Below are 24,805 nucleotides of genomic sequence, written 5' to 3' on the forward strand. Positions count from 1 at the left end.
GCCGCGCCATGCCGCGTTGCGGGACTTGGTAAGGAAACAATCCCTTACCGGCGTCCCGCGCCTTGCCTGGCACGGCCACAGCACCAACGCGATTCGTTATTGAACGTCAGCGCACCTTCGGGCGCCTGAGTTTTTGCCAATCCTATGAGGCCCTCGCTATGACCACGTCCACTGCAATTGCCCGACTCAACGCTGCCGACCCGGATTTCGCCCATCATCTGGATCATCTGCTGAGTTGGGAAAGCGTGTCCGACGACTCGGTCAACCAGCGGGTGCTCGATATCATCAAGGCCGTGCGCGAGCGCGGTGACGCCGCGCTGGTGGATTTCACCCGCCAGTTCGACGGCCTGGACGTCAAGTCCATGTCGGACCTGATCCTGCCCCGCGAACGCTTGGAGCTGGCCCTGACGCGCATCACCGCGCCGCAGCGCGAAGCCCTGGAACTCGCGGCGGCGCGGGTGCGCAGCTACCACGAAAAACAGAAACAGGATTCCTGGAGCTACACCGAGGCTGACGGCACCGTATTGGGCCAGAAGGTCACGCCGCTGGACCGCGCCGGCCTGTATGTGCCGGGCGGTAAAGCCTCGTACCCGTCGTCGGTATTGATGAACGCGATTCCCGCCAAGGTGGCCGGTGTGACCGAAGTGGTCATGGTGGTGCCGACCCCACGCGGTGAAATCAACGAGCTGGTCCTCGCGGCCGCCTGCATCGCCGGTGTCGACCGCGTGTTCACCATCGGCGGCGCCCAGGCTGTCGCGGCGTTGGCCTACGGCACCGAAAGCGTGCCGATGGTCGACAAAGTGGTCGGCCCCGGCAACATCTATGTCGCCACCGCCAAGCGCCATGTATTTGGCCAGGTCGGTATCGACATGATCGCCGGTCCTTCGGAAATCCTCGTGGTGTGTGATGGCCAGACCGACCCGGACTGGATCGCCATGGACCTGTTTTCCCAGGCCGAGCACGACGAAGACGCCCAGGCGATTCTGGTCAGCCCAGATGCCGAGTTCCTCGACAAAGTCGCCGCCAGCATCAACAAGCTGCTGCCGACCATGGACCGCGCCGAGATCATCGAGAAGTCGATCAATGGCCGTGGTGCGTTGATCCTGGTGCGCGACATGGAGCAGGCCATCGAAGTGGCCAACCGCATCGCGCCGGAACACCTGGAGTTGTCCGTGGCCGACCCACAGGCCTGGCTGCCGTCGATTCGTCACGCGGGCGCGATCTTCATGGGCCGTCACACCAGCGAAGCCCTGGGCGACTACTGCGCGGGCCCCAACCACGTGTTGCCGACCTCCGGCACCGCGCGCTTCTCGTCGCCGCTGGGGGTGTACGACTTCCAGAAACGTTCGTCGATCATCTTCTGCTCGCCACAAGGCGCTTCCGAGTTGGGCAAGACCGCCTCGGTACTGGCCCGTGGCGAATCCTTGAGCGCCCACGCCCGGAGCGCCGAATACCGCATCCTTGAAGACAATAAGGGGAACTGAGACATGAGCAAATTCTGGAGCCCCTTCGTCAAGGAGCTGGTGCCTTACGTACCCGGTGAACAGCCCAAGTTGACCAAGCTGGTCAAGCTCAACACCAACGAAAACCCCTACGGCCCGTCGCCCAAGGCGCTGGCGGCCATGCAGGTCGAGTTGAGCGACAATCTGCGCCTGTACCCGGACCCCAACAGCGACCTGCTCAAGCAGGCCGTGGCCCGCTATTACGGGATCGACGCCGGTAAAGTGTTCCTCGGCAACGGTTCCGATGAAGTCCTGGCACACATCTTCCACGCGTTGTTCCAGCACGACTTGCCGCTGCTGTTCCCGGATATTAGCTACAGCTTCTATCCGGTGTACTGCGGCCTTTACGGCATCAAATTCGACGCGGTGCCGCTGGATGAGCAGTTCCAGATCCGCGCGGCGGACTACGCCAGGCCGAACGGCGGGATCATCTTCCCTAACCCGAACGCGCCGACCGGCTGCGTGCTGGCCCTGGACGCGGTGGAGCAGATCCTCAAGGCCAGCCCGGATTCGGTGGTGGTGGTGGATGAAGCCTACGTCGACTTCGGTGGCGAAACCGCCATCAGCCTGGTGGATCGCTACCCGAACCTGCTGGTCACCCAGACCTTGTCCAAATCGCGCTCACTGGCCGGTTTGCGCGTGGGCCTGGCCGTGGGCCACCCGGACCTGATCGAGGCGCTGGAGCGGGTCAAGAACAGCTTCAACTCCTATCCGCTCGATCGCCTGGCGATTGTCGGCGCAGCGGCGGCGTTCGACGACCGCGAGTACTTCGAGAAGACCTGCCGGTGGGTGATCGACAGCCGCAACAAGGTCGTCGCGCAATTGGAAGGCAAGGGCTTTGAAGTGTTGCCATCGGCTGCGAACTTCATCTTCGCCCGCCACCCACGGCACGACGCCGCCGGCCTGGCGGCCAAGTTGCGTGAGCAGGGCGTGATCGTGCGGCACTTCAAGCAGGCGCGGATTGATCAGTTCCTGCGGATCAGCATCGGTACGCCGGAGCAGAACCAGGCGCTGATCGATGGCCTAGGCGAGCTCTAAGTCACACTGAAGATCTAACAATGTGGGAGGGGGCTTGCCCCCGATAGCGGCAGATCAGTCGATTAGATGTCGACTGGCACTCCGTCATCGGGGGCAAGCCCCCTCCCACATTCAGTTTTGCAGTGCTGGTTAGATCAACGGCTCATCCGGCTTCTTGTGCTTCCAGCCGTCATTGCCCGGCAGCAGCAGGTTCAAGCCAATCGCTACCACCGCACACAGGGCGATGCCCTTCAGGCCGAAATCGTCCGGACCGGTGCCGGTGCCGATCAGCACACCGCCAATCCCGAACACCAACGTCACCGACACAATCACCAGATTGCGGGCTTCGCCCAGGTCGATCTTGTGGCGGATCAGCGTGTTCATGCCCACGGCGGCGATCGAGCCGAACAGCAGGCACAGAATCCCGCCCATCACCGGCACTGGAATGCTCTGCAGCAGTGCGCCGAACTTGCCGATAAACGCCAGGCTGATGGCAAAGATTGCCGCCCAGGTCATGATCTTCGGGTTGTAGTTCTTGGTCAGCATCACTGCGCCGGTCACTTCGGCGTAGGTGGTGTTCGGCGGGCCGCCAAACAGGCCAGCGGCCGTGGTGGCAATCCCGTCACCCAGCAGGGTGCGGTGCAGGCCGGGCTTCTTCAGGTAGTCGCGACCGGTCACGCTGCCCACCGCAATCACACCGCCGATATGCTCGATCGCCGGGGCCAGGGCCACCGGGACGATAAACAGAATCGCCTGCCAGTTGAATTCCGGCGCGGTGAAGTGAGGCAGGGCGAACCACGGTGCGGCGGCAATTTTGGCCGTATCGACCACGCCGAAGTAGAACGCCATGGCAAAGCCCACCAGCACGCCGGAGATGATCGGCACCAGGCGGAAAATGCCCTTGCCGAACACGGCCACGATCAGGGTGGTCAGCAGCGCCGGCATCGAGATCAGCATCGCCGTCTGGTAATGGATCAGCTCGGCGCCATCGCCGGATTTACCCATCGCCATGTTGGCGGCAATCGGCGCCATGGCCAGGCCGATGGAAATGATCACCGGCCCGATCACCACCGGCGGCAGCAGCCGGTCGATGAAACCGGTGCCCTTGATCTTCACCGCCAACCCCATGAAGGTATAAACGAAACCGGCCGCCATCACCCCGCCCATGGTCGCCGCCAGGCCGAACTGGCCCTTGGCGAGAATGATCGGGGTGATAAAGGCAAAGCTCGACGCCAGAAACACCGGCACCTGCCGCCCGGTCACCAGCTGGAACAGCAGCGTGCCCAGGCCGGCGGTGAACAAGGCGACGTTTGGATCAAGACCTGTGATCAGCGGCATCAACACCAACGCGCCAAATGCCACAAAGAGCATTTGTGCGCCAGACAGGATCTGGCGCCAAAGCGGGTCGTTGAATTCATCCTGCATGTTCACGCGTCCTTCTGCTTGGTACCGAAGATCTTGTCACCGGCGTCGCCCAGGCCTGGGATGATGTAGCCGTTTTCATTCAGGCGCTCATCGATGGACGCGGTGTAGATCTGCACGTCCGGGTGGGCCTTCTCGACGGCGGCGATGCCTTCGGGCGCGGCGACCAGCACCATGGCGCGGATGTCCTTGCAACCGGCCCTCTTCAGCAGGTCGATGGTGGCAACCATGGAACTGCCGGTGGCGAGCATCGGGTCGATGATCATCGCCAGACGCTCGTTGATTTCCGGTACGAGTTTTTCCAGGTAGGTGTGGGCCTGCAGCGTCTCTTCATTGCGAGCCACGCCCACGGCGCTGACCTTGGCGCCGGGGATCAGGCTGAGGACGCCTTCGAGCATGCCGATGCCGGCGCGCAGGATCGGCACCACGGTGATTTTCTTGCCGGCGATCTTCTCGACCTGGACGGGGCCGGCCCAACCGGGGATCTCGTAGCTTTCCAGGGGCAGGTCTTTGGTGGCTTCGTAGGTGAGCAACGCTCCGACTTCCTGAGCGAGCTCACGGAAGTTCTTCGTGCTAATGTCGGCGCGGCGCATAAGGCCGAGCTTGTGTCGGATCAGCGGATGGCGGATCTCGCGAGTGGGCATGGGAAAGGCTCCGGCGGCGGGCAAAAAAACCGGCCTAGATTAATCTATCCGAGGGTGTTGTCCTATAGACATCTAGCACGTTAGTCCATTAAGGCTTGAACGTTGCGCCTCACATGCGTACCTTTGCCCGCTTTTCTTGCCACAGCACCCCCTGGAGAGCGCCATGTCCGCTGATCTCGAGCATATCCGTCAAATCATGCGCGAGGCTGACTGCCTGTACACCGAAGCGCAAGTCGAAGAGGCGATCGCCAAGGTCGGCGCACAGATCACCCGCGAAATGGCCGACACCAACCCGGTGGTCTTCTGCGTGATGAACGGTGGTCTGATCTTCGCCGGCAAATTGCTGACCCATCTGCACTTCCCGCTGGAAGCGTCCTACCTGCATGCCACGCGTTATCGCAACGAAACCAGCGGCGGCGACCTGTTCTGGAAAGCCAAGCCGGAAGTCTCGTTCATCGACCGCGACGTGCTGATCATCGACGACATCCTCGATGAAGGGCACACCCTGGGCGCGATCATCGACTTCTGCAAACACGCCGGCGCGCGCAAAGTCCATACCGCCGTGCTGATCGACAAAGACCACGACCGCAAGGCGCGCCCGGAAATGAAGGCCGATTTCGTCGGCCTGCCGTGCATCGATCGCTACATCTTCGGTTACGGCATGGACTACAAAGGTTACTGGCGCAACGCCAATGGGATTTACGCCGTTAAAGGCATGTGATCAAGGCTCCGACGCAGGGTTGCGCATGCTATCGTGCTTGGCTTCTGCGTCTGGAGCTGTTCATGAGCCTGTTGATTCGCACCTGCGCCGCCCTGGCGCTGACCCTCAGCTTGCCGCTGGCCGCCGCCCCGGCGCCGATGCACAGCCAATTCCTGCCGCCCGACGACCTGGCCCTGCGCGCCGAAGCGCCCGACCAGCAGCAACTGTTGCAAGTCACCGAGTATGCCGTGGTGGTAGGTAATCAGCGCCAATCCACGCAGCAGCCGATCCCGGTGACGTCGCCGTTGATGATTCGCCTCAAGGGTAAGTCCTTGAACAAAGGCGCAAGCATCGCCCAGGTGAACGTCAATTTCGACGCCGAAAGCAAAAGCCTGAAAAAGCCGGTGTTCGATGACAAGACCAAGACCCTGACCTTGTCCTACCCCGCGACCCAATACCGCGTGATCGTCGACCTGCTGCGCAATGACACGGTGTATGTGCAGTTCCTCAGTTATGCCAATGGGCATATCTGGGCGGATCTGCATACCGGCGTGGTACGCACCAAGTAGCCAGCACCCTGACGAACCCAATGTGGGAGGGTGCTTGCTCCCGATGACGGTGTGTCAGTCGACATCTAATTGACGGATCCAGCGCAATCGGGAGCAAGCCCTCTCCCACAGTGGTTCTCAGCGCTTTCGCCGCCCGCGCCTCGCAGGTAGACTTCAAACCCCATGTAAATGTCCGCAGGCTGGAGTCGGTAATGCGTAAAGATAAGAAACAGGTGATTGGTGACGAGATCGGCGACGATCAGATCAAGTTGTTCCTGGACTTCGAACCCGTCGACGCGACTTCACCCTCCCTGCACAAACTGATCAAGGCCTATCGTGGCCTGCGTATCGACGACTTCGAGCGCTTCCTGGGCTTCTTCAAGGCCGCTGGCCTGGACCTCGATGGCAAGGACGAGCATGGCCATACCTTCGTCGACCTGATCAAGGACCAGCGCAACGCCGCCGAGTACATTGAATTGATCGATAACGCCCGCGGCTGATCGCAGGCGAAAAAAAGCCCCGCGGCTCATATCGAGAAGCGGGGCTTTTTTATTTCGAGGCCTTAAGCGTAGCTTTGGGCTTCGTTGTTTTGCTCAACCAGTTCCAGGCTGATGTTGTTCTGCGCGTTGATCTTGCGGTACAGCTCGGCATCGGTCTCCAGGACCTTTTCACGGGCCGGGAAGATCTCGTGCAGTTTGGCCGCCCACTCGCCGGCAGCCTTGGTCGGGAAGCAGCGTTCGATCAGTTCGAGCATGATCGACACCGTCACCGAAGCGCCCGGGGACGCGCCCAGCAGCGCCGCCAGCGAGCCGTCTTTGGCCGCGACCAGCTCGGTGCCGAATTGCAGCACGCCGCCTTTTTTCGGGTCTTTCTTGATGATCTGCACCCGTTGGCCGGCCACTTCCAGGCGCCAGTCTTCGGCTTTGGCTTGCGGGTAGAAGCGGCGCAGGGATTCCAGGCGCTGTTCCATGGACTGCATCACTTCGCTGACCAGGTACTTGGTCAGGTCCATGTTGTCCCGGGCCACGGCCAGCATCGGGCCGATGTTGCCGGCGCGCACCGACAACGGCAGGTCAAGGAACGAGCCGTGCTTGAGGAACTTGGTGGTGAAACCGGCGTAAGGCCCGAACAGCAGGGACGTCTTGCCGTCGACCACGCGGGTGTCCAGGTGCGGCACGGACATCGGTGGCGACCCCACGGCGGCCTGGCTGTAGACCTTGGCCTGGTGGTGCTTGACCACTTCCGGGTTGTCGCAACGCAGCCACTGGCCACTGACCGGGAAACCGCCGAAGCCTTTGCTTTCTTCGATGCCCGAGGCTTGCAGCAGCGGCAGGGCCGCGCCACCGGCGCCGAGGAACACGAACTTGGCGTCCACGTCGCGGCTGTTGCCGCTGTTGACGTCCTTGATGCTCACGGTCCAGCCCGCGCCATTGCGCTTGAGGCCGGTCACGCGTTTGCTGTACTTGACTTGGGCATCGGGCGCGCTGGTCAGGTGGTTCAGCAACTGGTTGGTCAGGGCGCCGAAGTTCACGTCGGTGCCGTTCTGCACACGGGTCGCGGCGATTTTTTCGTCGAGCGGGCGGCCTGGCATCATCAGCGGCATCCACTCGACCATCTCGTTGCGGTCTTCGGTATAGCGCATATCCGAAAATGCATGATGCTGGCTGAGGGTTTCAAAGCGCTTCCTGAGGAAGGCTACGCCTTTGTCGCCCTGCACGAAGCTCAGGTGCGGCACCGGGGTGATAAAGGACCTGGACGAGCCAAAGGTGCCTTTTTTGGTCAGGTACGCCCAGAACTGCTTCGACACCTCGAACTGGGTGTTGATGTGGACAGCTTTCTTGATGTCGATGGAACCATCGGCGGCCTGGGGTGTGTAATTCAGCTCACACAGCCCGGCGTGGCCGGTACCGGCGTTGTTCCACGGGTTGGAACTCTCCGCGGCTCCCGAGTCCATCAGCTCAACGACTTCCAGCTTGAGGCCGGGGTCGAGCTCTTTGAGCAGTACGGCTAGGGTGGCACTCATGATGCCGGCCCCTACCAGTACTACGTCGACTGCTTCGTTATGCGCCATTTAACGCGTCTCCAAAATCTGCAGCACCAAATTGACGGCATGGCTGCCAGGAGTGACGGGGCGGTTCACGTGTTGCCCCAGGTTACCCATGGCCAGGATCGCCATGTCCGATTCGCAATTCTTTGCAAGTTCAGCGCACGCTTCCTGCCGGGCTAATCCGCCTATGAACGCATTCATGGGCTGCCGTGGCAATTCGACTTATGGTCAAAGCGTGCGATCCGTGCAATCAATCCGTAGCGGACAGGCTCAAGCCCCGGAGCACTCGGTCCTGTGTGATTGGGCTGTTCCAGACGCTGATGGTGCTTGTACAAACGCCAAACTATTCATTTGCTCGCCACACTCTTGTGAAGTTGTGAAAACCCGTTTTTTCACGCTCTTTTGAAGACGTGAACCTCAAAAAAGGGCTGCCCCAGCCTGGCACCTGGCCCGGAAAACCTTGCCGGCATGCGGCAAAACGGGCAAACAACTCAAGTGGCCGAGCGCAATGGCAGCTCTGGCAGATTCGGTAAAGGCGGGTGGTTTGCAAAGAAAACAGCAAGCGCGCCAGCTTCACACGATCTGTGTGGGCGGCTCTCTGTGGGCGATCTGGGGGGGCTAATACCGAAGCATTAACGATGTCGCGAGGCCCGATCAGGAGACGTCCTTATAATCGGGGGGAGATTGTAGCGAAGAACGCCAAGGAAATGGGCGTGTTTTATGACTTTTATTAGGCGTTCGGTCAGGCGGCCAACGGGTGGCGATGCGGCGACTGCGTCGCGCGTGGGCTGATACGGGCGCTGGCGGGCAGCGGGCGGTGCATCCAGCTCAAGCGGATTTCTTCGATTTCCACCCAGCCAGCGCCGACCGGAGGCTGGCTGCACTCTTTGAAAGCCTGGCAGCGACCTTGCACATCGAGCAGGGCAAATTGGCGAAGGGCGGGCTTGCGGGTAAACAGCGACCAGAGAAAATGCATGAAATCAGCCTCCTGAGATTGAGGCCAAGCATGCCTGCCGGGGATGACGGGCGCGTGTATCGGCTGTGACATATCGGTGACACCGAACCCCTACAATGCCTGCGGGTCTTAGGTTGTAACTGACGCTAGTTCCCGGCGAGGGCCGCCCGCTATACTGCCGGCCTGTCGGTACTCGATTTCTGGAGAGAAGAGCATGTTGCAACGCCTGTTGTTCGGTTTGATCACTGTGACCAGTTTGACCCTGGTTGGCTGCGCCAATAGCCCGCAACAACTTAGCCCGCAACCGAAGCTCACCACGCAGTTGGCCCCGGTGGGTCACGGTCAGCCGGTGTCGGTGCGTGTGGTGGATGGTCGTCCTTCGCCGACCCTGGGCTCCCGTGGTGGCCTGTATCCGGAGACCGCGCTGGTGTCGGTGAGCGGTGCCGATGTGCTCCCCAAGCTGCAAGCCCAGGCTGAAGCCGCGGTGCGGCTGCTCGGCTTTACCCCGGCCAACTCGCCGGGCGCGCCGCAGTTGACCATCACCCTGGCCGAGCTGAAATACCAGTCGCCCAAAGAAGGCCTGTACGTGACGGAGGCCACTATCGGCGCAACGTTCAAGTCCGACGTGAGCGCCGGCACCCGTCGCTACAGCGGCCGTTATGGTGCGTCCCTCAACCAGCGCTTCGGCATGTCGCCTAACCAGGAGACCAACACCAAGCTGGTCAGCGACGTCCTGAGCGACGCTCTGACCCGTCTGTTCAAGGACCCGAGCATCGGCCAGCTGCTCAGCTCGCAATAACGCTCAATAACAAGCCGGGCTCAGCGCTGAGCCCGGCTTTTTTGTGCCCGCCGTTTCATGCCGCGGTGTCGATACCGAAGTCGAGCAGGCTTATCCCGGTCAGCAGGTCCGTCTCCGGCAGGTCCGCATGCTGGTGCCCGCCAAGGGCGCAATACACCAGCCAGTGGCGGTCCTGGACGTTGAACGCGAGGCCGCCGATCAGCGCCTCTTGCTCATCGCTTGGGGCTATCAAATACAGTCGATCCTGGTTTTGCGCGTGCAACATGACAAGCTCCCGAGCGTTCGAAGGGCCACAGAGTGAACGGTTAAGGTGACGTTCAGGTGACGCCGTAAATTACTCGATACATTAGCTGTCAATGGGGGAAGGAGCTTTTAGGCGCAGGAGGCGACTTCCGTTCAGGTTTGTATCTGAATGGATACCAAGGCACTGTTTCAACGAGGTGTGTGATGGCGCTGGCCGGACTGCTGATCAATGTTGTTGCTCTATCAGTGGCCTGCTCTGGGGCTGCACTGCTATTCATTACCCGTTTGAAGGAACAGCGCGCCATGGCCAGGCTCGCCGCGCAAAGCGAAGAGCGCGCCATCGACCAACCCATGCTGTTTCTGGATGTACGCACCGAACGGGCGCATCGCCTGGCTTATCGTATTGGTTTCGCCTGCCTGGGGCTGGCGCTGCTGGTTTCATGGATCAGCACGCGTTTTTAGTTGCACCCTGAAACGACGGTGGGAGCGGGCTTGCTCGCGATAGCGAAGTTACAGTCGGTACCGCTGTGACTGAACCACCGCATCGCAGGCAAGCCCGCTCCCACAGGTTTGGCTAGGTGTATTACAGCGGGATTCCCGCCTTGACCCGATATTGATTGCGCACTGGCGTTGCATATTGCACCACCAGGAACGGCCGGTGTTCGACCGGGCACTCGCTCAAGCGCCGCTCCCACTCTGCCTTGGCCTTGGCCAACTCGTCGGCCGGGAAGATATCCGCTGCCTTGGGTACCTGCAGTTGCGGGTCGGCGTCACTCCACTGGGCGTAGGCCAGGTAGTGAACCGGGAACAGGCGATAACCTCCGAGAATCTGCCGGTCCATTTCCACGGCGAGCAGCTTGGTGTCTTCGAAGCGCTCGGTGATCGGCGGCGCAAAGTTCACATGCACCCGGCCCTTGTAGCCGGTAATGCCCAGGGCAATGCTCACATCGTCTTCACCCGGTGCCTTGGTGTAGGTGCCGGTGGTGGCGCGGATGTACAGCTCGCGAGCCTTGGCCAAGTCGCATGGGTCGTATTCGTAGCTGATGGACACGGGCGTCAGGTTCAGCGACTGGATCACCTCGGCGAACGGCTCGTCCTTGCGGCTGACGTGGAACATCTTGAGGATCGCCGATTCGGTGCGGTCATCCCCATCCTTGGCGCGGCCTTCGGCCTGGGCGATCCAGATCGACTGGCAGTCGTGGCGGATCGAATGGTTGATGTAGGCCGACAGCAACTGGTAAGCCGCCATTTTTTCCTTTCGCCCGGTGATCGAGCGGTGCACGATGAAGCTCTTGTTCAGGCGCATCAGGTCGCTGACAAACGGCTTTTGCAGCAGGTTGTCGCCGATGGCGATACGCGGTGTCGGCAGGCCGGCGTGGTACACGGCGTAGTTGACGAAGGCCGGGTCCATCACGATATCGCGATGGTTGGCCAAAAAGACGTAGGCGGTGCCCGATTTGAGCTGTTCCACGCCGGTATAGGTCACGCCGTCGGTCGCTCGATCAATGGTGTGGTCGACGTAATACTCGACTTTGTCCTGCAGCGTGGCCACGGTGGTGACGCCGGCGAATTCACGGCGCAGTTTGCGGGCGATCATGGGTTTGAGCAGCCAGCCCAGCGCGCCGGCAAAGCGCGGGAAGCGGAAGTGGGTCAGGATGTCCAGAAAGGCCTTGTCACTGAACAGCCGCTCCAGCACTGCCGGGACTTCGCTGTCGTTGTAAGGTCGGATGGTATCGAATTCGCCCATCATGCTCTCTTGTTAGAAACGGCTAGGGTAAGTAGAGGAAATACCAGGGTGCGGCCCGAGTAATGGGCTCGGCCGAAATATAACCCTGTAAATAGACCGGCGATTATACGCACAAGTCACTTGGGAGACTGCGATGCTGGAAACCGCGCTGTACGATTGTCCTTATTGTGGTGAAGTGGTGGAGACAACCGTGGATTTATCCGGCGGCGACCAGACCTATATAGAAGACTGTCAGGTATGTTGCCGACCGATCATTTTCAACCTGCAGGTCCATGGTGAAGAGTGGATGCTCGAAACTCGCAGCGAAAACGAATAGCAGGTACGCCCATGCAGCGAATCTACGAACCGGAAAACCTGATGGAAGGCGAGCTGCTGCAGCAGATGCTCGCCAGCGAAGGGATCGAGGCGCATTTGGTGGGGCGCCATTTGCTCGGCGGTAGCGGCGAGTTACCGATTTTCGGGCTGCTGGGGCTAGAAGTGGACAACGACCAGGCAGCCTGCGCGCGCGAGCTGATCACCGCGTATAACGGTGCGCAACCGTTGCCCGCCGATGAACCCGACAGCTTCCCCGACGTGTTGGTCTGTTAGGCTGTCGGTCGGTTTACCCAAGAGTCGTGTTGCCCCATGTGTGGACGTTATGCCCTGTTTCGCTGGAACCCCACGTTTGCTGCCTTGCCGGGCTTTCCGGCGGATCAGCAGGCCCAGTGGAATATTTCTCCCAATGATTCGGTGCTGATCCAGCGTGCCACCGACGGCCAGCGCACCCTGGCCCGCGCCCGCTGGGGCCTGACACCGCCGTGGCTGACGGACCTTTCCCGTACTCCGGCGCATGCCCGCGCCGAAACCCTGGCTGAGCAACCGATGTTCCGCGAAGCGTTTCGCCAGCGTCGCTGCCTGTTGCCGGCCAACGGGTTCTACGAATGGCGCGGCACCCAGCGCAAGCGGCCGTACTGGTTGACGCCAGGGGAAGGTTCGACGCTGTTTTTTGCGGCCATCTGGGAAGCGTATCCGGTGCAGGAGCAAGTGTGGCTGAGCACCGCGGTGGTGACCCAGGCGGCGCAGAGTCAGCGGCGGCCGTTGATTCTGGATGCGGCGGGGCAGGAAGCCTGGCTGAACCCCGAGACGCCGCTGCCGGTGTTGCAGGGACTGTTGGCCAGTGAGCCGGTCGCCTTGCGTGAACGGGTGCTGGCCAACATGGTCAACGATCCCAAGCTGAATGGGCCGGAGTGCCTGACTCCGGCTTGAGCCAGAAAGTCCGCCACCGTTGTGGGATGTATCCGAAATTTAGCCTCTGCACGTCTGATGTATCTGGCGTCGATACAAATCACCGCCTAGGATACGCGCCATGTTTTCAGGGCGTCTTTTCAGGGAGAGTGTGTTGATGAAGAAATCATTGGCCGTAAGTGTATTGGCGGCAGCAGTGCTGCTGGCCGGGTGTCAGTCCGTCAACACCACCAGCGGCGGTGCCGTTGGGGTGGAGCGCAAGCAGTACATGTTCAGCATGCTGTCGAGCCAGGAAGTCGACCAGATGTATGCGCAGTCCTACCAGCAGACCCTGGGTGAAGCCAGCGGCAAAGGCCTGGTGGACAAGACCAGCGCCAACGCCAAGCGCGTGCAGGCCATCGCCAACCGCCTGATCGCCCAGGCGCCGACCTTCCGTCCGGATGCGGCGCAGTGGAAGTGGGAAGTGAACCTGATCAAGAGCGATGAGATGAACGCCAACTGCGGGCCGGGCGGCAAGATCTTCGTGTACAGCGGGCTGATCGATAACCTCAAGCTCAGCGATGACGAGCTGGCGGCGGTGATGGGCCATGAAATCGCCCACGCCTTGCGCGAACATGGCCGTGAAGCCATGTCCAAGGCCTACGGCATCGAGATGGCCAAGCAGGGCGCCGGCGCGTTGCTTGGTCTCGGCCAGGACAGCATGGCGCTGGCCGATACCGTGGCCAACTACGGCATGACCTTGCCCAACAGCCGCAGCAATGAAAACGAAGCGGACCTGATCGGCCTGGAGCTGGCGGCCCGCGCCGGTTACAACCCGAACGCCGCCATCACGTTGTGGAACAAGATGGCCAAGGCTTCGGAAGGCGCGCCTCCGGAGTTCATGAGCACTCACCCGGCCTCCGACAGTCGGATCGCCTCGTTGCAGGCGGCGATTCCGAAGGTGATGCCGTTGTATCAGCAGGCCAAGAAGTCCTGATAATCCAAGCCTCATGAAGATCCAAATGTGGGAGGGGGCAAGCCCCTCCTACATTGGATTGGGTTTGCAGGCTTGGATCCTTAGATCCAACCGCTGCTTTGCATGGCCTTGTACACCGCCACGATCGCCAGGACAAAAAACGCCGTAGCCGCCAGTCGACGAATCAAGGTCAACGGCAATTTCTCCGCGGCAAAATTCCCCGCCAGAACCACCGGTACGTTGGCAATCAACATGCCCAGGGTGGTGCCGATAACCACCAGCCACAGCTCAGGGTATTGCGCCGCCAGCATCACCGTGGCGATCTGCGTCTTGTCGCCGATTTCGGCGAGGAAGAACGCAATCAGGGTGGTCAGGAACGGCCCGAACTTGCGCGTGGTGCTGGCTTCGTCATCGTCGAGTTTGTCCGGCACCAGGGTCCACAGCGCCGTGGCGCAGAAACTCGCGGCGAGAATCCAGTGCAGCACCGCATCCGAGAAGAAACTGCCGAACCAGGCACCTACGGCACCCGCAGCGGCATGGTTCGCCAGGGTCGCGGCGATGATGCCGGCGATGATCGGCCAGGGTTTGCGAAAGCGTGCGGCAAGGATGAGCGCGAGCAGTTGGGTCTTGTCGCCGATTTCGGCCAAGGCAACGATTGCGGTAGGGACGAGCAGTGAATCCAGCATCAGGTAGGTTTCCAGGGGCGGGTCGACACGGCTATGACACGTACAGCCTTCCCGCCCCGGGTAAGGTGTGCGTGTCATAGGTCTTGTCAAACCCCGGTCCGTCTGAGCGGACTCCTGGGTCGCATACGCCATGGTCTGCTGACCAAGTATGTTGACGTATGCCGGACGAGCGTGGCGCTCGTGGGAGACTACTCCCCTAGGACGGAGCGGATTCTGCCTAGGCAAAATCCATTCGGCAAGTGTTCTTTTGCAAACGCCGATCAGCCGCGCTTGGCGCGATAGATGCGAAAACCATTGCCTTCGGCCTTGACCGCACACACGCCCAAGTGCTCTTCGATCAGCGGCTGGTACTTCAGGAAGCTGTTGGCAACCAGTCGGAGTTCGCCGCCTTTTGCCAGGTGTTTCGCGGCTTTTCGCAGCAAGTTCTCCGTGGCGAAGTAATCGGTGTGTACCCCGACATGGAACGGCGGGTTGCTCAGGATCGCGTTCAAGCCCATTGGCGCGGCATCGATGCCGTCTGCGGTCAGCACGTCGGCTTCCAGACCGTTGGCCGCCAGGGTCAGGCGGCTGCTGGCGGTGGCGAAGGCGTCCACATCCAGCATCGTCACCGTATTGTGCGGGTAGCGACGTTTGACCGCCGCGCCCAACACACCGGCGCCGCAACCGAAGTCCAGCAGGTGGCCGCTGGGCAGTTTGTCCAAATGCTCCAGCAACAACTCGGTGCCACGATCCAGGCGGCCATGGCTGAACACGCCCGGCAGGCTCACCACTTTCAGCGGACCTTCGGCCAGCGGCACTTCGAAAACCTGCGCCAGGCTCTCCAACTCCACCGCTTGCGGCGCGTTGGCCACGGTGACCTGCCACAACTGGCAGTGCCGTGCGTTATCGAGTTTGCGCGGCTTGCCGAAGGGGATCATCTGTTTGGCGGCGCTTTCGATCCCGCCTTTTTTCTCCCCCACCAGAAACAGCTCGGCACCGGGCAGGCGCGCGGCCACGGCGTTGAGCAGATAGTCGGTGAGGTCCTTGGACTTGGGCAGGAAGATCACTGCCGCATCAAACGTGCGCTGCGGCACATTCACGCCGAACTGGCTGCGCTCGGGGAAACGTGCGTCGAGCGCAGCCTGGTCACCGGCATGCCAGCACCAGCCGTGGGCGTTGGGCAGGCGGCCAAGCAAATCGTCGGCAGGCAACCCCACCAGCAGCAGGTTGCCTTGAAAAAGTTCGGCCTGACGAAGCAGTACTTCACTGCGCGGATCCATGGTCTGCTCCTTGAAAAGGGGCGCAGTTTATCAACTGACGACGCGCAGCGGGGCGCCGCTGAAAAAGCCGCGGGCGTTTTCCGCCAGTTGGCCGACAATCCGCTGCCGCGCTTCGCGACTGCCCCAGGCGTTGTGGGGCGTGACGATCAAGCGCGGGATATCGTCGGCCAGCAACGGGTTGCCATGCACCGGAGGTTCGACGCTCAGCACATCGGTCGCCGCGCCGCCCAGGTGGCCATTGCGCAAGGCGTCGGCCAGGGCCTGTTCGTTGATCAGGCCACCGCGCGCGGTGTTGACGATAAACGCGCCGGGCTTGAGCAGCGCCAGCTCGCGAGCGCCGATCAAGTCGCGGGTGTGTTCGTTGAGCGGGCAGTGCAGCGTCAGCGCGTCGACCTGCGCCAGCAGTTCATCCAGCGGCATGCGGTCGGCGCGGGCAGGGCGCCCGGGAATGGCGCCGAGTATGACGCGCATGCCAAAGGCCTCGGCCAGCCGTGCGACGGCACTGCCCAGTTCGCCATGCCCGAGCAAACCGAGGGTTTTGCCCTCCAGCTCGACGATCGGGTGGTCCAGCAGGCAGAACTGCTTGGCGGCTTGCCATTTGCCCGCGCTGACATCCCGTTGATAGTCCTTCAGCCGCGTCGCCAGGTTGAGCAGCAGCATGATCGTATGCTGCGCCACCGACGGCGTGCCGTAGCCCTGACAGTTACTGACGGTGACGCCATGGGCGCGGGCGGCTTCAAGGTCGACGTTATTGGTGCCCGTGGCCGACACCAGGATCAGTTTGAGTTCGGGGCAGGCGGCCAGGGTTTCGCTGTTGAGCGCAATCTTGTTGCTGATAGCGACCTGGGCGCCTTGCAGGCGTTCGACCACATTCTGCGGGGTGGTCTGCTCAAACAGCTGCAGCTCGCTGAAACAGTTGTGCAGCTCACTGAGATCGAGATCCCCCAGGTCGAGGGATGGGTGATCTAGGAAGACGGCGCGGCGATTGTTCGTCATCAACTGTACCTTTTGTGACAGGGTTCGAAGGCGTAATCTGCCGAGCCTATCAGATGAAATAATCCGTTACTTAATGGAGTGAGTATGTACGTCGCCGAGTTTTTGACCGTGGCCTTGATTCACCTGCTGGCAGTGGCCAGCCCCGGTCCGGATTTCGCGGTGGTGGTGCGCGAAAGTGTCACCCACGGCCGCCGCGCCGGGACCTGGACCGCATTGGGCGTGGGCTCGGCGATTTTCCTGCACGTGGGGTACTCGTTACTCGGCATCGGTTTGATCGTGTCCCAGTCCATCGTGCTGTTCAACGCACTGAAATGGGCGGCGGCGGCCTACCTGCTGTACATCGGCTTCAAGGCCCTGCGCGCGCAGCCGGCCAAGCCAGCCGCCGAGGGCGAACTGCACCGCGAAGTCGGCGAACGCACCCCACGCGGGGCGTTTACCGCAGGCTTTGTGACTAACGGTTTGAACCCCAAGGCCACGTTGTTCTTCCTGTCGCTGTTTACCGTGGTGATCAACCCGCACACACCGCTGGCGGTGCAGGCGGGTTATGGCGTGTACCTGGCGGTAGCGACGGCGGCGTGGTTCTGCCTGGTGGCGATGTTGTTCAGCCAGCAGCGGGTGCGTGCAGGGTTTGCGCGGATGGGGCATTGGTTCGATCGGACGATGGGGGCGGTGTTGATTGCCATCGGCGTAAAACTGGCGTTCACCAGTATGAAATGAGTCGAACTCTCTTACGACCGGCACCAAGATGGAATATGGTTTTGTCCTTGGCGGAACCAGCGGGTTCGAAAGCCAATTTTTGTATAGGCGGCATCACCATCTCCTGTTGGGGAAATCGACTTCACGTACTGGATGGGCGCTCTCCGGTAAGGGGTCGGTAAGCCCCTCGACATCTGTCTTCTCCTCGAATATTTGACCGTTGTTACCGACCAGCCTATAGCTATACGAAGGCAGTCTTTTCCCCCATTCGTCCACAATGAGGTAGCGCCCAAACCCGGGCTTATCCGGTTCTGGGAGCCAGTCGGGTAACAGCTGCGGGCGGGGGTCCCGACAATCGGCATAACGCCAGCGTGAAAAACACTCGGGGGCGCGTCCTGTGCGCAGGCTTTGTAGTTTCCAGAAGTCTGGCGTCGATTGACCATCTGCCACGACATTGCCGTCGGGATAGGTGAAAGCGGTGTGGTTTCCCTCCTTTTTTTCCTTTGGCCCCGCCGAATAAACTATGAAATCGGAATGTATGACTGGTTCGAAATATACCTGCCGCGCCTGTAATGCTTGGTAACTGAGGTAAATGCTGCCCTCGCCGGCCAAGCCCACAGTTTTTTTGTAAGGCCCCAAAAACTCTTCATCGACCCAAGGGTAGTAATCCTTCTTGATCGTCAGATCGCCTTCAACCTTGATATCAGCTCCTCCCCGTGGCGAGTCGTTGTAGTCAAATATCACAACCACGCCGCCCCCTCCCCCTGAAGTCACATTCTCGCCAAAACGCGTCGGATCGGCATAAGCCACGCCAAAGGTCACATTCGCCAAATGCCAGCGGCACGCGCCACCGCCATCTTTCGGCAGTTCTACTTGGTAGAGATCACTCTGCCCCTGGCGCTCCAGTTCCTTGTAAACCGAGTGATGACCATCCCGTTCAGTGCGCTGGCCGCTGGCGCCGTAGTCGACACGCTTACAAATGGGCGAGCGGTACATCACCCACATGGTTTCGGTTTTTAGCTCCTTGGGCAGTTTCACGGTGACGGTTATTTTTTCGCTGTTGGCAGGCGGCGCCAGACTGTAATCCTGACGGCATCCACTGAGGCTAAAAAACATCGCGCACACAACAGTGAGCAGGCGGAGAAACCGGATTTTGTTCTTTCGCGTGTTGATCGGCTTAACCATCGGTCTTCTCGTAATAAGCTTTTGGGTCGGCAATGGCGTTAAAACGCTGCAGCGCCTCGGTGCCACCTGCTACTCGCTGGGTGATATGCAGGGCTTGGTCTACCAGGCGCTGTAAGTCGAGGAACACGCGATTGCGGGTCAGTTCGTCCTCGTGAATGCTCCCGTAGTAATCCTTTAGCTGTTGTTCGAACTTGCGCCGTTGGACCTGTCGCTCCAGCAACGGATCGCGCTCTGCATCAATCGATTCCAGTAATTGGTTATGGATATAGGGTTGGTATTGCGACATGAAGTGATCGCCAATACGCGGCATTCGACCCGTCGCCGGGTTGCTGTAGCGAGGGAAGAACCGGGCCCGGCTTTCGGCGTTCAGCGATGTGTTCAGGCACTGCGTGGCCTGCTCGACTTGCTGGTCACCGTCCTCGCTCAGACTGGGGACCAAATACAGCTTGGCTTTTTCCGGCAGTTCGTAGGCGATAGTGCTGCGATAGGGCGTGCCATCGGGTTTGCGGTAAGCGGGGTATGGTGTGATCTCCTGTTGCTGGTGTTGCTTGGCCCGGAAAAACATGGCGATCTCACCGTGATGGCTGAACGGGTCTTCATGTTTGAATACTGCGCTGGAGACGGCTTGACGTAGCGACCAACTAAACCCAGCGAGCAGGCCGACAGGGCCATAGGCGTCATATAGGTAATTGTCCAGCGCGGCCTCGGGGGGCACGCGAGGAATGGCGTCCATGTCATTGACATGGCGAAAGTGCCATAGGTCGCCCAAAAACTGTACGGCGTGGAGGGTGAAGGTGCGGGGCATGCCGTAGGTGTAGAGCAGAGGGTTATGGTTTTTCAGCGAGGCCGCGTGGATGAGGCCAAGCGCGCCGCCCAGGCTATGGCCGCAAATGAACAATTTTTTATCGCGAGCACCACCAAGAATCGTCTTGCCAAAATCAGTATCAAAAACTCTTCTCGCCACCTCAAAGGCATCGCGAAAGCCAAGGTGCACACTGCCCACAGCAGTAAGGTCAGGGCAAGGAACCTTAGGCTCGCAAACCGCAGCGATCTCCGGTTTCACAGGACGAAAGGTCGCATCGGTGATGAGGTCAGCAAGCCCTTCCGTCTCAGTGCCGCGCCACGCCACCAACGCCTGGGATGCACTGATAGCGTAAAGCAGCTGGGTATGACCTTCCGGCACGTCTGCCTTAGCGGTATCCAAGGCTTTGATCGTCAAATAACGATCACTAAAAGGCACATCAACCACCACACATGGCCATGCCTGGCCGTTATCCCAAACCCGAGGTGTACGTGACAAATCCAGGCATTGCTGCTCGAAAAACTCGTTGACGGAACCCAGTTCGCGTTCATCCCGCGTGCTATACGCCAAAATACTCATCAACCCCAGGTTGTAGGCATTGACCAGGCTGTACCCAGACTGGTGATGCAACATCAGAGACCAGGCGCGAAATGGGCAGACTTCCAGCACATGACGACGGTCCAGTTCATCGCCACTGACGGTGAAGCCGTTGAACTTTCGTTCCGGGAAATGAAACGCCGGTAGCTTATTCGAATCATTCAAGGGGGGCTGGAATGTTGGTTGTTGGTCACATAATTGACCGATTCGCAGATAGTGGTAACAGCGTCCCGCAGCCAGCGCCTGCTTCTCAATCGGCGAAAAGTCTGGGCGTTGCGGGCCATACAGCGGTGTACGATCCCCGATAACCGGTCGAGGCGGCTCTGCGCGCTCAGCACGCAAACGACGCGTTTGCAGTTGATCGGCCAAAGGGTTGGCCTCCATCAACAACGTGATAGGCAGCGGATGCAAGCCCTCAACGCGAATCACCCCCTCGGCATCGCTGCGGCCAAGAAACTCCGGCACAACACGCTCACGAGTGGCCTCATTCACCGCACGGTAAGGCAGGTTCGCCAGGGGCTCGCCCTGCTCATCCAGCAATTGGAACTCTATCCAATGCCGTTTCTGTTTGCCGCCGATGAAATCCTTGTTCGGGTTGAGTGTGTCCGTGCGGTGCATGGGATCGTTGTGCATAGCGGTCCTTTAGCGATGGATGCGACGAAAGTCCAAAGCGTAAAGAGTTGCTATCCGTGACGAATGTCGGAAGGTTCGCCTTTCAGCGAAGGGTGCTTCCTGATCTAATTTGCTCATGTCCCGAAGAGAATGTTGGCGCAAAGCTATCATTCGCAGCAGGCTGCAAATCATTCCTTTGGCTGATTTGGTCGACACCTAACGTCTCTACAGTGCAGGTCTTCAAGCCGAGACCGTGCAGTCATAAAAAGGGATTCGTATGTTGCAGACCCGTGTTATCCCGCCCGCCGAAGGTGCGTACCAATATCCGCTGTTGATCAAACGCCTGCTCATGTCCGGGGCCCGCTATGAGAAGACCCGGGAAATCATCTATCGCGACAAGCTGCGCTACACCTATCCAACCCTGATCGAGCGGGTCGCGCGCCTGGCCAATGTGCTCACCGAAGCCGGGGTCAAGGCTGGTGATACCGTTGCCGTGATGGACTGGGACAGCCACCGTTACCTGGAATGCATGTTCGCCATCCCGATGATCGGCGCGGTGATTCATACCATCAACGTGCGCCTGTCGCCGGAACAGATTCTCTACACCATGAACCACGCCGAGGACCGCTTTGTGCTGGTCAACAGCGAGTTCGTGGGGCTCTACCAGGCGATTGCCGGGCAGCTCACCACCGTCGACAAAACCTTGTTGCTGACCGATGCGGCCGAGAAAACCGCTGAACTGCCGAACCTGGTGGGGGAGTACGAAACCCTGCTGGCCGCCGCCAGCCCGAAATACGATTTCGAGGATTTCGACGAAAATTCCGTCGCCACCACCTTCTATACCACCGGCACCACCGGCAACCCCAAGGGTGTGTACTTCACCCATCGCCAATTGGTGCTGCACACCATCGGCGTGGCGACCATCATGGGCAGTGTCGACAGCGTGCGCTTGCTGGGCACCAACGACGTGTACATGCCGATCACGCCGATGTTCCACGTGCATGCCTGGGGCCTGCCGTATGTGGCCACCATGCTGGGCCTGAAACAGGTCTACCCCGGGCGTTACGATCCGGAATACCTGGTGGAGCTGTGGCGCAAGGAGAAGGTCACCTTTTCCCACTGTGTGCCGACCATCCTGCAAATGGTGCTCAACGCCAAGGCCGCCCAGGGCGTGGACTTTGGCGGCTGGAAAATCGTCATCGGCGGCAGCGCCCTCAATCGCACGCTGTATGAAGCGGCCAAGGCCCGTGGGATTCAACTGACCGCCGCGTATGGTATGTCCGAGACCGGGCCGTTGGTGTCCTGCGCCCATCTCAACGATGAGCTGATGGCCGGCACCGAGGACGAGCGCACCACTTACCGCATCAAGGCCGGTGTGCCCGGGCCGTTGGTGGAAGCGGCGATCATTGACAGCGACGGGCATTTCCTGCCCGCCGATGGCGAGTCCCAGGGCGAACTGGTGCTACGCGCGCCGTGGTTGACCGAGGGTTACTACAACGAGCCGCAAAAGGGCGCCGAGCTGTGGGAAGGCGGCTGGATGCACACCGGCGACGTGGCGACCCTCGACGCGTTTGGGGTGATCGATATCCGCGACCGCATCAAGGACGTGATCAAGACCGGCGGCGAGTGGATCTCGTCCCTGGCTCTGGAAGACCTGGTCAGCCGCCACCCGGCGGTACGCGAAGTAGCGGTGGTGGGCATCGCCGATCCGCAGTGGGGCGAGCGCCCGTTTGCGTTGCTGGTGGTGCGTGATGGCCATGTGATAGGCGCCCGTGAACTCAAGGAGCACCTCAAGCCGTTCGTGGAGTTGGGCCACTTGAGCAAGTGGGCGATTCCAAACCAGATCGCCATTGTTACTGAAATTCCCAAGACCAGTGTCGGCAAGCTCGACAAAAAACGTATCCGCGTCGACATCATTGAGTGGCAGGCCAACAACAGTACGTTCCTCTCTACCCTTTGATACCTTTCGCCGTGCCCGTTCGGGCACGGCAATGCTCTATCTCGCGGCTTCACTTGTGATTTGCCGATTTTCAGCCATCCTTGCCGCGTCGGCCTTCGTCGACGTGGCAAAAGGGCTGTGGCAGACGGGTCGGTGATGCAAATCACACTTTAGAGGGATCAAGCGGTACCCCCTGCTGGCTATAGTCCCTCTCAGAGTTTTTCAAGGATGTTGCGCTTCGAGCCATGGGGGCTCGGTTGCCGGGCGGCATTGGAATCGTTGTATTCCGGCCGTTACATGCATCACCGAAAGAACTCACTGCCATAACAATAATGCACATGGAGTAGCGTCGATGACCTCAGTAAATCAGTTCTGGCGCCGGGCAAGATTGCCCCTGGCCGTCAGTCTCGCTTCTACGCTCGCCGGGCCGGCATTCGGCGTCAGTTTCAATATCGGTGAAATCGAAGGGAATTTTGACTCCTCTCTTTCCGTGGGGGCCAGTTGGTCGACAGCCAAGGCCAACCGCGATCTGATCGGCGTCAACAATGGCGGCAAGGGCTTGTCCCAGACCTCCGATGACGGCCATTTGAACTTCAAGCGCGGCGAGACGTTCTCGAAAATCTTCAAGGGCATCCATGACCTGGAACTGAAATACGGCGACACCGGTGTGTTTGTTCGCGGCAAATATTGGTATGACTTTGAACTCAAGGACGAAAATCGTGAGTTCAAGGACATCAGTGACAACGGCCGTCCTATGGGCGCCCGGTCTTCCGGCGGGGAAATTCTCGACGCCTTCATTTATCACAACTACTCGATTGCCGATGAGCCCGGTTCCGTGCGTTTCGGTAAACAGGTTGTAAGTTGGGGCGAAAGTACCTTCATCGGCGGCGGCATCAACTCCATCAACCCGATTGACGTAGCGGCGTTCCGTCGCCCGGGTGCCGAGATCAAGGAAGGCCTGATTCCGGTCAACATGTTCTATGTGTCGCAGACACTGACCGAAAACCTGTCGGCGGAAGGCTTCTATCAGTTGGATTGGGAGAAGACCGTCACCGATAACTGCGGGACGTTTTTCTCCCAGGCGGACGTCATTACAGGCGGCTGCAATGACAACCTGCGGTTGCTCAGCAAGCGCTCTGTCATCGCTGCGGGTGGTGGTTTGCCGCTGATGAATCGGTTTGGCGTCGACATCAATGACGAAGGTGTACTGGTCAAGCGCGGTTCTGATCGTGACGCACGCGATAGCGGGCAGTTCGGTGTGGCCATGCACTACAACTTCGAGCCGCTGGACACTGAGTTCGGCGCTTATTTCATGAACTACCACAGCCGTGCGCCGATTTTCAGCGCCAAGGGCGCATCGGCTGCGACTTACGCCGCGGCTAACGCATTGACGTCCACGCCAGCCAGTAGCCTGCGTCCACTCATCGTGGCCGGTAACTCCAGCTACTTCGTCGAATATCCAGAAGACATTCGCTTGTACGGTTTGAGCTTCTCGACGACCTTGCCTACCGGCACAGCGTGGAGCGGCGAGATCAGCTACCGGCCGAACGCGCCGGTTCAGCTCAATACCACCGACATCTTGTACGCGGGCGTTACGCCGTTGATAGGCTTGAACGGTGCTTCCCCGCTCAAGGGCGCCGCCGGTCAGGATCTGAATGGCTATCGCCGCAAGGAAATCACCCAACTCCAGACCACCTTTACGCACTTCTTTGATCAGGTCATGGGCGCCAGCCGGCTGACACTGGTGGGCGAAGTGGGGCTGACCCACGTCGGCGGCCTGGAAAGCAGCTCGAAAGCGCGCTACGGGCGTGATCCGGTATTTGGTCCTGGGGAAGGCCCACTGTGCGCGACGCTCAACGCGGGAACCATTGCCGGTGCGGGCGCAGGTACAGACCGCAGTAACCTGACGGCCAACTGCAACAATGACGGCTTTACCACCGCCAACTCCTGGGGCTATCGCGGCCGGGCAATCTGGGAATACCCGGATGTGTTCGCGGGTGTGAACCTCAAGCCCAACGTGGCCTGGTCCCATGACGTCAGCGGTTATTCGCCAGGCCCTGGCGGCAACTTCGAAGAAGGTCGCAAGGCTGTCAGTCTCGGCCTGGATGCTGAATACCAGAATACCTACACCGCGAGCTTGGCCTACACCAACTTCTTCGGCGGTAAGTATTCCACTGTGGACGACCGTGATTTCATCGCCCTCAGCGTCGGCGCCAACTTCTAAGCACAC

Annotated in this window: 25 protein-coding genes and 1 riboswitch; of the genes, 14 read left to right on the plus strand and 11 right to left on the minus strand. The window is 60.2% G+C overall.

Annotated features, from left to right (window positions below):
- The first annotated feature begins 158 nt into the window (after window positions 1-158).
- Both hisD and hisC read left to right on the plus strand, forming a co-directional pair.
- Entirely contained in the window at window positions 159-1,484 is a 1,326-nt protein-coding gene (hisD, locus tag JN756_RS05160; protein ID WP_017845969.1) for a histidinol dehydrogenase, read from the plus strand.
- Between the two features lie 3 nt (window positions 1,485-1,487).
- On the plus strand, window positions 1,488-2,540 hold the full coding sequence (gene hisC, locus JN756_RS05165; protein ID WP_046384673.1) for a histidinol-phosphate transaminase: 1,053 nt from the start codon (window positions 1,488-1,490) through the stop codon (window positions 2,538-2,540).
- A 129-nt stretch (window positions 2,541-2,669) separates the two neighbouring features.
- Here the strand turns inward: hisC and JN756_RS05170 are convergent, their stop codons facing one another.
- Both JN756_RS05170 and upp read right to left on the minus strand, forming a co-directional pair.
- A complete protein-coding gene (locus JN756_RS05170; protein WP_017845967.1) occupies window positions 2,670-3,944 on the minus strand; it encodes a uracil-xanthine permease family protein in 1,275 nt (424 codons plus the stop codon).
- Between the two features lie 2 nt (window positions 3,945-3,946).
- Complete coding sequence (gene upp / locus JN756_RS05175; RefSeq protein WP_017845966.1) at window positions 3,947-4,585, minus strand: uracil phosphoribosyltransferase; 639 nt, start codon at window positions 4,583-4,585, stop codon at window positions 3,947-3,949.
- 163 nt (window positions 4,586-4,748) lie between these two features.
- Here upp and JN756_RS05180 point away from each other — a divergent pair, with 163 nt between their 5' ends.
- From JN756_RS05180 to JN756_RS05190, 3 genes are all read left to right on the plus strand, one after another.
- Complete coding sequence (locus JN756_RS05180; RefSeq protein ID WP_010567709.1) at window positions 4,749-5,306, plus strand: hypoxanthine-guanine phosphoribosyltransferase; 558 nt, start codon at window positions 4,749-4,751, stop codon at window positions 5,304-5,306.
- A 62-nt stretch (window positions 5,307-5,368) separates the two neighbouring features.
- Window positions 5,369-5,854 (plus strand): hypothetical protein, encoded by a 486-nt coding sequence (locus JN756_RS05185; RefSeq protein ID WP_128191582.1) that lies wholly within the window; start codon window positions 5,369-5,371, stop codon window positions 5,852-5,854.
- Between the two features lie 191 nt (window positions 5,855-6,045).
- On the plus strand, window positions 6,046-6,333 hold the full coding sequence (locus tag JN756_RS05190) for a PA4642 family protein (protein ID WP_046384671.1): 288 nt from the start codon (window positions 6,046-6,048) through the stop codon (window positions 6,331-6,333).
- A 62-nt stretch (window positions 6,334-6,395) separates the two neighbouring features.
- On the opposite strand, the gene mqo is transcribed toward JN756_RS05190, so the two are convergent.
- Window positions 6,396-7,904, minus strand: a complete 1,509-nt coding sequence (gene mqo, locus JN756_RS05195; protein WP_057004261.1) for a malate dehydrogenase (quinone) — start codon at window positions 7,902-7,904, stop codon at window positions 6,396-6,398.
- A gap of 718 nt (window positions 7,905-8,622) precedes the next feature.
- Window positions 8,623-8,856: a hypothetical protein gene (locus JN756_RS05200; RefSeq protein ID WP_046384669.1), complete on the minus strand. Its 234-nt coding sequence runs from the start codon at window positions 8,854-8,856 to the stop codon at window positions 8,623-8,625.
- 193 nt (window positions 8,857-9,049) lie between these two features.
- Here JN756_RS05200 and JN756_RS05205 point away from each other — a divergent pair, with 193 nt between their 5' ends.
- Window positions 9,050-9,634, plus strand: coding sequence for a YajG family lipoprotein (locus JN756_RS05205; RefSeq protein WP_046384668.1), 585 nt, complete (start codon window positions 9,050-9,052; stop codon window positions 9,632-9,634).
- 55 nt (window positions 9,635-9,689) lie between these two features.
- Here JN756_RS05205 and JN756_RS05210 read toward each other — a convergent pair whose 3' ends face one another.
- A complete protein-coding gene (locus JN756_RS05210; RefSeq protein ID WP_017845958.1) occupies window positions 9,690-9,899 on the minus strand; it encodes a hypothetical protein in 210 nt (69 codons plus the stop codon).
- A 182-nt stretch (window positions 9,900-10,081) separates the two neighbouring features.
- On the opposite strand from JN756_RS05210, the gene JN756_RS05215 reads away from it, so the two are divergent.
- Window positions 10,082-10,339, plus strand: a complete 258-nt coding sequence (locus JN756_RS05215; RefSeq protein ID WP_046384667.1) for a hypothetical protein — start codon at window positions 10,082-10,084, stop codon at window positions 10,337-10,339.
- Window positions 10,340-10,460: 121 nt separating this feature from the next.
- Here JN756_RS05215 and JN756_RS05220 read toward each other — a convergent pair whose 3' ends face one another.
- Complete coding sequence (locus JN756_RS05220) at window positions 10,461-11,624, minus strand: 1-acyl-sn-glycerol-3-phosphate acyltransferase (RefSeq protein WP_169850554.1); 1,164 nt, start codon at window positions 11,622-11,624, stop codon at window positions 10,461-10,463.
- Window positions 11,625-11,757: 133 nt separating this feature from the next.
- Between JN756_RS05220 and JN756_RS05225 the strand changes: the two genes are divergently transcribed.
- The 4 genes from JN756_RS05225 to JN756_RS05240 all read left to right on the plus strand — a co-directional run bounded on the left by JN756_RS05225 (window position 11,758) and on the right by JN756_RS05240 (window position 13,824).
- Complete coding sequence (locus JN756_RS05225) at window positions 11,758-11,940, plus strand: CPXCG motif-containing cysteine-rich protein (RefSeq protein ID WP_017845955.1); 183 nt, start codon at window positions 11,758-11,760, stop codon at window positions 11,938-11,940.
- A gap of 11 nt (window positions 11,941-11,951) precedes the next feature.
- Complete coding sequence (locus JN756_RS05230; RefSeq protein WP_169881201.1) at window positions 11,952-12,212, plus strand: putative signal transducing protein; 261 nt, start codon at window positions 11,952-11,954, stop codon at window positions 12,210-12,212.
- Between the two features lie 36 nt (window positions 12,213-12,248).
- Entirely contained in the window at window positions 12,249-12,869 is a 621-nt protein-coding gene (locus JN756_RS05235; protein ID WP_057004262.1) for an SOS response-associated peptidase, read from the plus strand.
- A 136-nt stretch (window positions 12,870-13,005) separates the two neighbouring features.
- Window positions 13,006-13,824 carry a M48 family metallopeptidase gene (locus JN756_RS05240; protein WP_017845952.1) on the plus strand — a complete coding sequence of 273 codons (819 nt, stop codon included), beginning with the start codon at window positions 13,006-13,008 and terminating at the stop codon, window positions 13,822-13,824.
- A gap of 80 nt (window positions 13,825-13,904) precedes the next feature.
- Here the strand turns inward: JN756_RS05240 and JN756_RS05245 are convergent, their stop codons facing one another.
- The 3 genes from JN756_RS05245 to JN756_RS05255 form a co-directional block, all read right to left on the minus strand.
- Window positions 13,905-14,489 (minus strand): TMEM165/GDT1 family protein, encoded by a 585-nt coding sequence (locus tag JN756_RS05245; RefSeq protein WP_017845951.1) that lies wholly within the window; start codon window positions 14,487-14,489, stop codon window positions 13,905-13,907.
- 88 nt (window positions 14,490-14,577) lie between these two features.
- Window positions 14,578-14,699: riboswitch (yybP-ykoY riboswitch) on the minus strand.
- 50 nt (window positions 14,700-14,749) lie between these two features.
- Window positions 14,750-15,748, minus strand: coding sequence for a methyltransferase (locus JN756_RS05250; protein ID WP_017845950.1), 999 nt, complete (start codon window positions 15,746-15,748; stop codon window positions 14,750-14,752).
- A gap of 30 nt (window positions 15,749-15,778) precedes the next feature.
- The gene (locus tag JN756_RS05255) at window positions 15,779-16,744 is read right to left on the minus strand and encodes a 2-hydroxyacid dehydrogenase (RefSeq protein WP_017845949.1); all 966 of its coding nucleotides are present in this window, start codon (window positions 16,742-16,744) and stop codon (window positions 15,779-15,781) included.
- An 84-nt stretch (window positions 16,745-16,828) separates the two neighbouring features.
- On the opposite strand from JN756_RS05255, the gene JN756_RS05260 reads away from it, so the two are divergent.
- Entirely contained in the window at window positions 16,829-17,461 is a 633-nt protein-coding gene (locus tag JN756_RS05260) for a LysE family translocator (RefSeq protein WP_017845948.1), read from the plus strand.
- A 93-nt stretch (window positions 17,462-17,554) separates the two neighbouring features.
- Here JN756_RS05260 and JN756_RS05265 read toward each other — a convergent pair whose 3' ends face one another.
- On the minus strand, window positions 17,555-18,625 hold the full coding sequence (locus tag JN756_RS05265) for a hypothetical protein (protein ID WP_046384663.1): 1,071 nt from the start codon (window positions 18,623-18,625) through the stop codon (window positions 17,555-17,557).
- Window positions 18,618-20,657 carry a lipase family protein gene (locus tag JN756_RS05270; protein WP_201021903.1) on the minus strand — a complete coding sequence of 680 codons (2,040 nt, stop codon included), beginning with the start codon at window positions 20,655-20,657 and terminating at the stop codon, window positions 18,618-18,620. Before JN756_RS05270 ends, JN756_RS05265 begins: the two co-directional genes overlap by 8 nt.
- Window positions 20,658-20,913: 256 nt before the next feature.
- On the opposite strand from JN756_RS05270, the gene JN756_RS05275 reads away from it, so the two are divergent.
- Window positions 20,914-22,596, plus strand: a complete 1,683-nt coding sequence (locus JN756_RS05275; RefSeq protein ID WP_017845945.1) for a fatty acid--CoA ligase — start codon at window positions 20,914-20,916, stop codon at window positions 22,594-22,596.
- 331 nt (window positions 22,597-22,927) lie between these two features.
- The gene (locus tag JN756_RS05280) at window positions 22,928-24,799 is read left to right on the plus strand and encodes a DUF1302 domain-containing protein (RefSeq protein WP_046384661.1); all 1,872 of its coding nucleotides are present in this window, start codon (window positions 22,928-22,930) and stop codon (window positions 24,797-24,799) included.
- Window positions 24,800-24,805: the final 6 nt, after the last annotated feature.

Origin of the sequence: Pseudomonas sp. Y39-6 (assembly GCF_023651955.1) — a bacterium.
GTDB lineage: Bacteria > Pseudomonadota > Gammaproteobacteria > Pseudomonadales > Pseudomonadaceae > Aquipseudomonas > Aquipseudomonas veronii.

What these genes read in the sequence shown, in the direction of transcription:
- JN756_RS05230 (WP_169881201.1), top strand. Translation starts at nt 11,952, where the DNA reads ATGCAGCGAATCTACGAACCGGAAAACCTGATGGAAGGCGAGCTGCTG.
- JN756_RS05205 (WP_046384668.1), top strand. Translation starts at nt 9,050, where the DNA reads ATGTTGCAACGCCTGTTGTTCGGTTTGATCACTGTGACCAGTTTGACC.
- mqo (WP_057004261.1), bottom strand. Translation starts at nt 7,904, where the DNA reads ATGGCGCATAACGAAGCAGTCGACGTAGTACTGGTAGGGGCCGGCATC.
- JN756_RS05240 (WP_017845952.1), top strand. Translation starts at nt 13,006, where the DNA reads ATGAAGAAATCATTGGCCGTAAGTGTATTGGCGGCAGCAGTGCTGCTG.
- JN756_RS05220 (WP_169850554.1), bottom strand. Translation starts at nt 11,624, where the DNA reads ATGGGCGAATTCGATACCATCCGACCTTACAACGACAGCGAAGTCCCG.
- JN756_RS05170 (WP_017845967.1), bottom strand. Translation starts at nt 3,944, where the DNA reads ATGCAGGATGAATTCAACGACCCGCTTTGGCGCCAGATCCTGTCTGGC.
- JN756_RS05215 (WP_046384667.1), top strand. Translation starts at nt 10,082, where the DNA reads ATGGCGCTGGCCGGACTGCTGATCAATGTTGTTGCTCTATCAGTGGCC.
- JN756_RS05255 (WP_017845949.1), bottom strand. Translation starts at nt 16,744, where the DNA reads ATGACGAACAATCGCCGCGCCGTCTTCCTAGATCACCCATCCCTCGAC.
- JN756_RS05275 (WP_017845945.1), top strand. Translation starts at nt 20,914, where the DNA reads ATGTTGCAGACCCGTGTTATCCCGCCCGCCGAAGGTGCGTACCAATAT.
- JN756_RS05250 (WP_017845950.1), bottom strand. Translation starts at nt 15,748, where the DNA reads ATGGATCCGCGCAGTGAAGTACTGCTTCGTCAGGCCGAACTTTTTCAA.
- JN756_RS05235 (WP_057004262.1), top strand. Translation starts at nt 12,249, where the DNA reads ATGTGTGGACGTTATGCCCTGTTTCGCTGGAACCCCACGTTTGCTGCC.
- JN756_RS05185 (WP_128191582.1), top strand. Translation starts at nt 5,369, where the DNA reads ATGAGCCTGTTGATTCGCACCTGCGCCGCCCTGGCGCTGACCCTCAGC.
- upp (WP_017845966.1), bottom strand. Translation starts at nt 4,585, where the DNA reads ATGCCCACTCGCGAGATCCGCCATCCGCTGATCCGACACAAGCTCGGC.
- hisD (WP_017845969.1), top strand. Translation starts at nt 159, where the DNA reads ATGACCACGTCCACTGCAATTGCCCGACTCAACGCTGCCGACCCGGAT.
- JN756_RS05260 (WP_017845948.1), top strand. Translation starts at nt 16,829, where the DNA reads ATGTACGTCGCCGAGTTTTTGACCGTGGCCTTGATTCACCTGCTGGCA.
- JN756_RS05190 (WP_046384671.1), top strand. Translation starts at nt 6,046, where the DNA reads ATGCGTAAAGATAAGAAACAGGTGATTGGTGACGAGATCGGCGACGAT.
- JN756_RS05210 (WP_017845958.1), bottom strand. Translation starts at nt 9,899, where the DNA reads ATGTTGCACGCGCAAAACCAGGATCGACTGTATTTGATAGCCCCAAGC.
- JN756_RS05270 (WP_201021903.1), bottom strand. Translation starts at nt 20,657, where the DNA reads ATGCACAACGATCCCATGCACCGCACGGACACACTCAACCCGAACAAG.
- JN756_RS05225 (WP_017845955.1), top strand. Translation starts at nt 11,758, where the DNA reads ATGCTGGAAACCGCGCTGTACGATTGTCCTTATTGTGGTGAAGTGGTG.
- JN756_RS05245 (WP_017845951.1), bottom strand. Translation starts at nt 14,489, where the DNA reads ATGCTGGATTCACTGCTCGTCCCTACCGCAATCGTTGCCTTGGCCGAA.
- hisC (WP_046384673.1), top strand. Translation starts at nt 1,488, where the DNA reads ATGAGCAAATTCTGGAGCCCCTTCGTCAAGGAGCTGGTGCCTTACGTA.
- JN756_RS05180 (WP_010567709.1), top strand. Translation starts at nt 4,749, where the DNA reads ATGTCCGCTGATCTCGAGCATATCCGTCAAATCATGCGCGAGGCTGAC.
- JN756_RS05200 (WP_046384669.1), bottom strand. Translation starts at nt 8,856, where the DNA reads ATGCATTTTCTCTGGTCGCTGTTTACCCGCAAGCCCGCCCTTCGCCAA.
- JN756_RS05265 (WP_046384663.1), bottom strand. Translation starts at nt 18,625, where the DNA reads ATGGTTAAGCCGATCAACACGCGAAAGAACAAAATCCGGTTTCTCCGC.
- JN756_RS05280 (WP_046384661.1), top strand. Translation starts at nt 22,928, where the DNA reads ATGACCTCAGTAAATCAGTTCTGGCGCCGGGCAAGATTGCCCCTGGCC.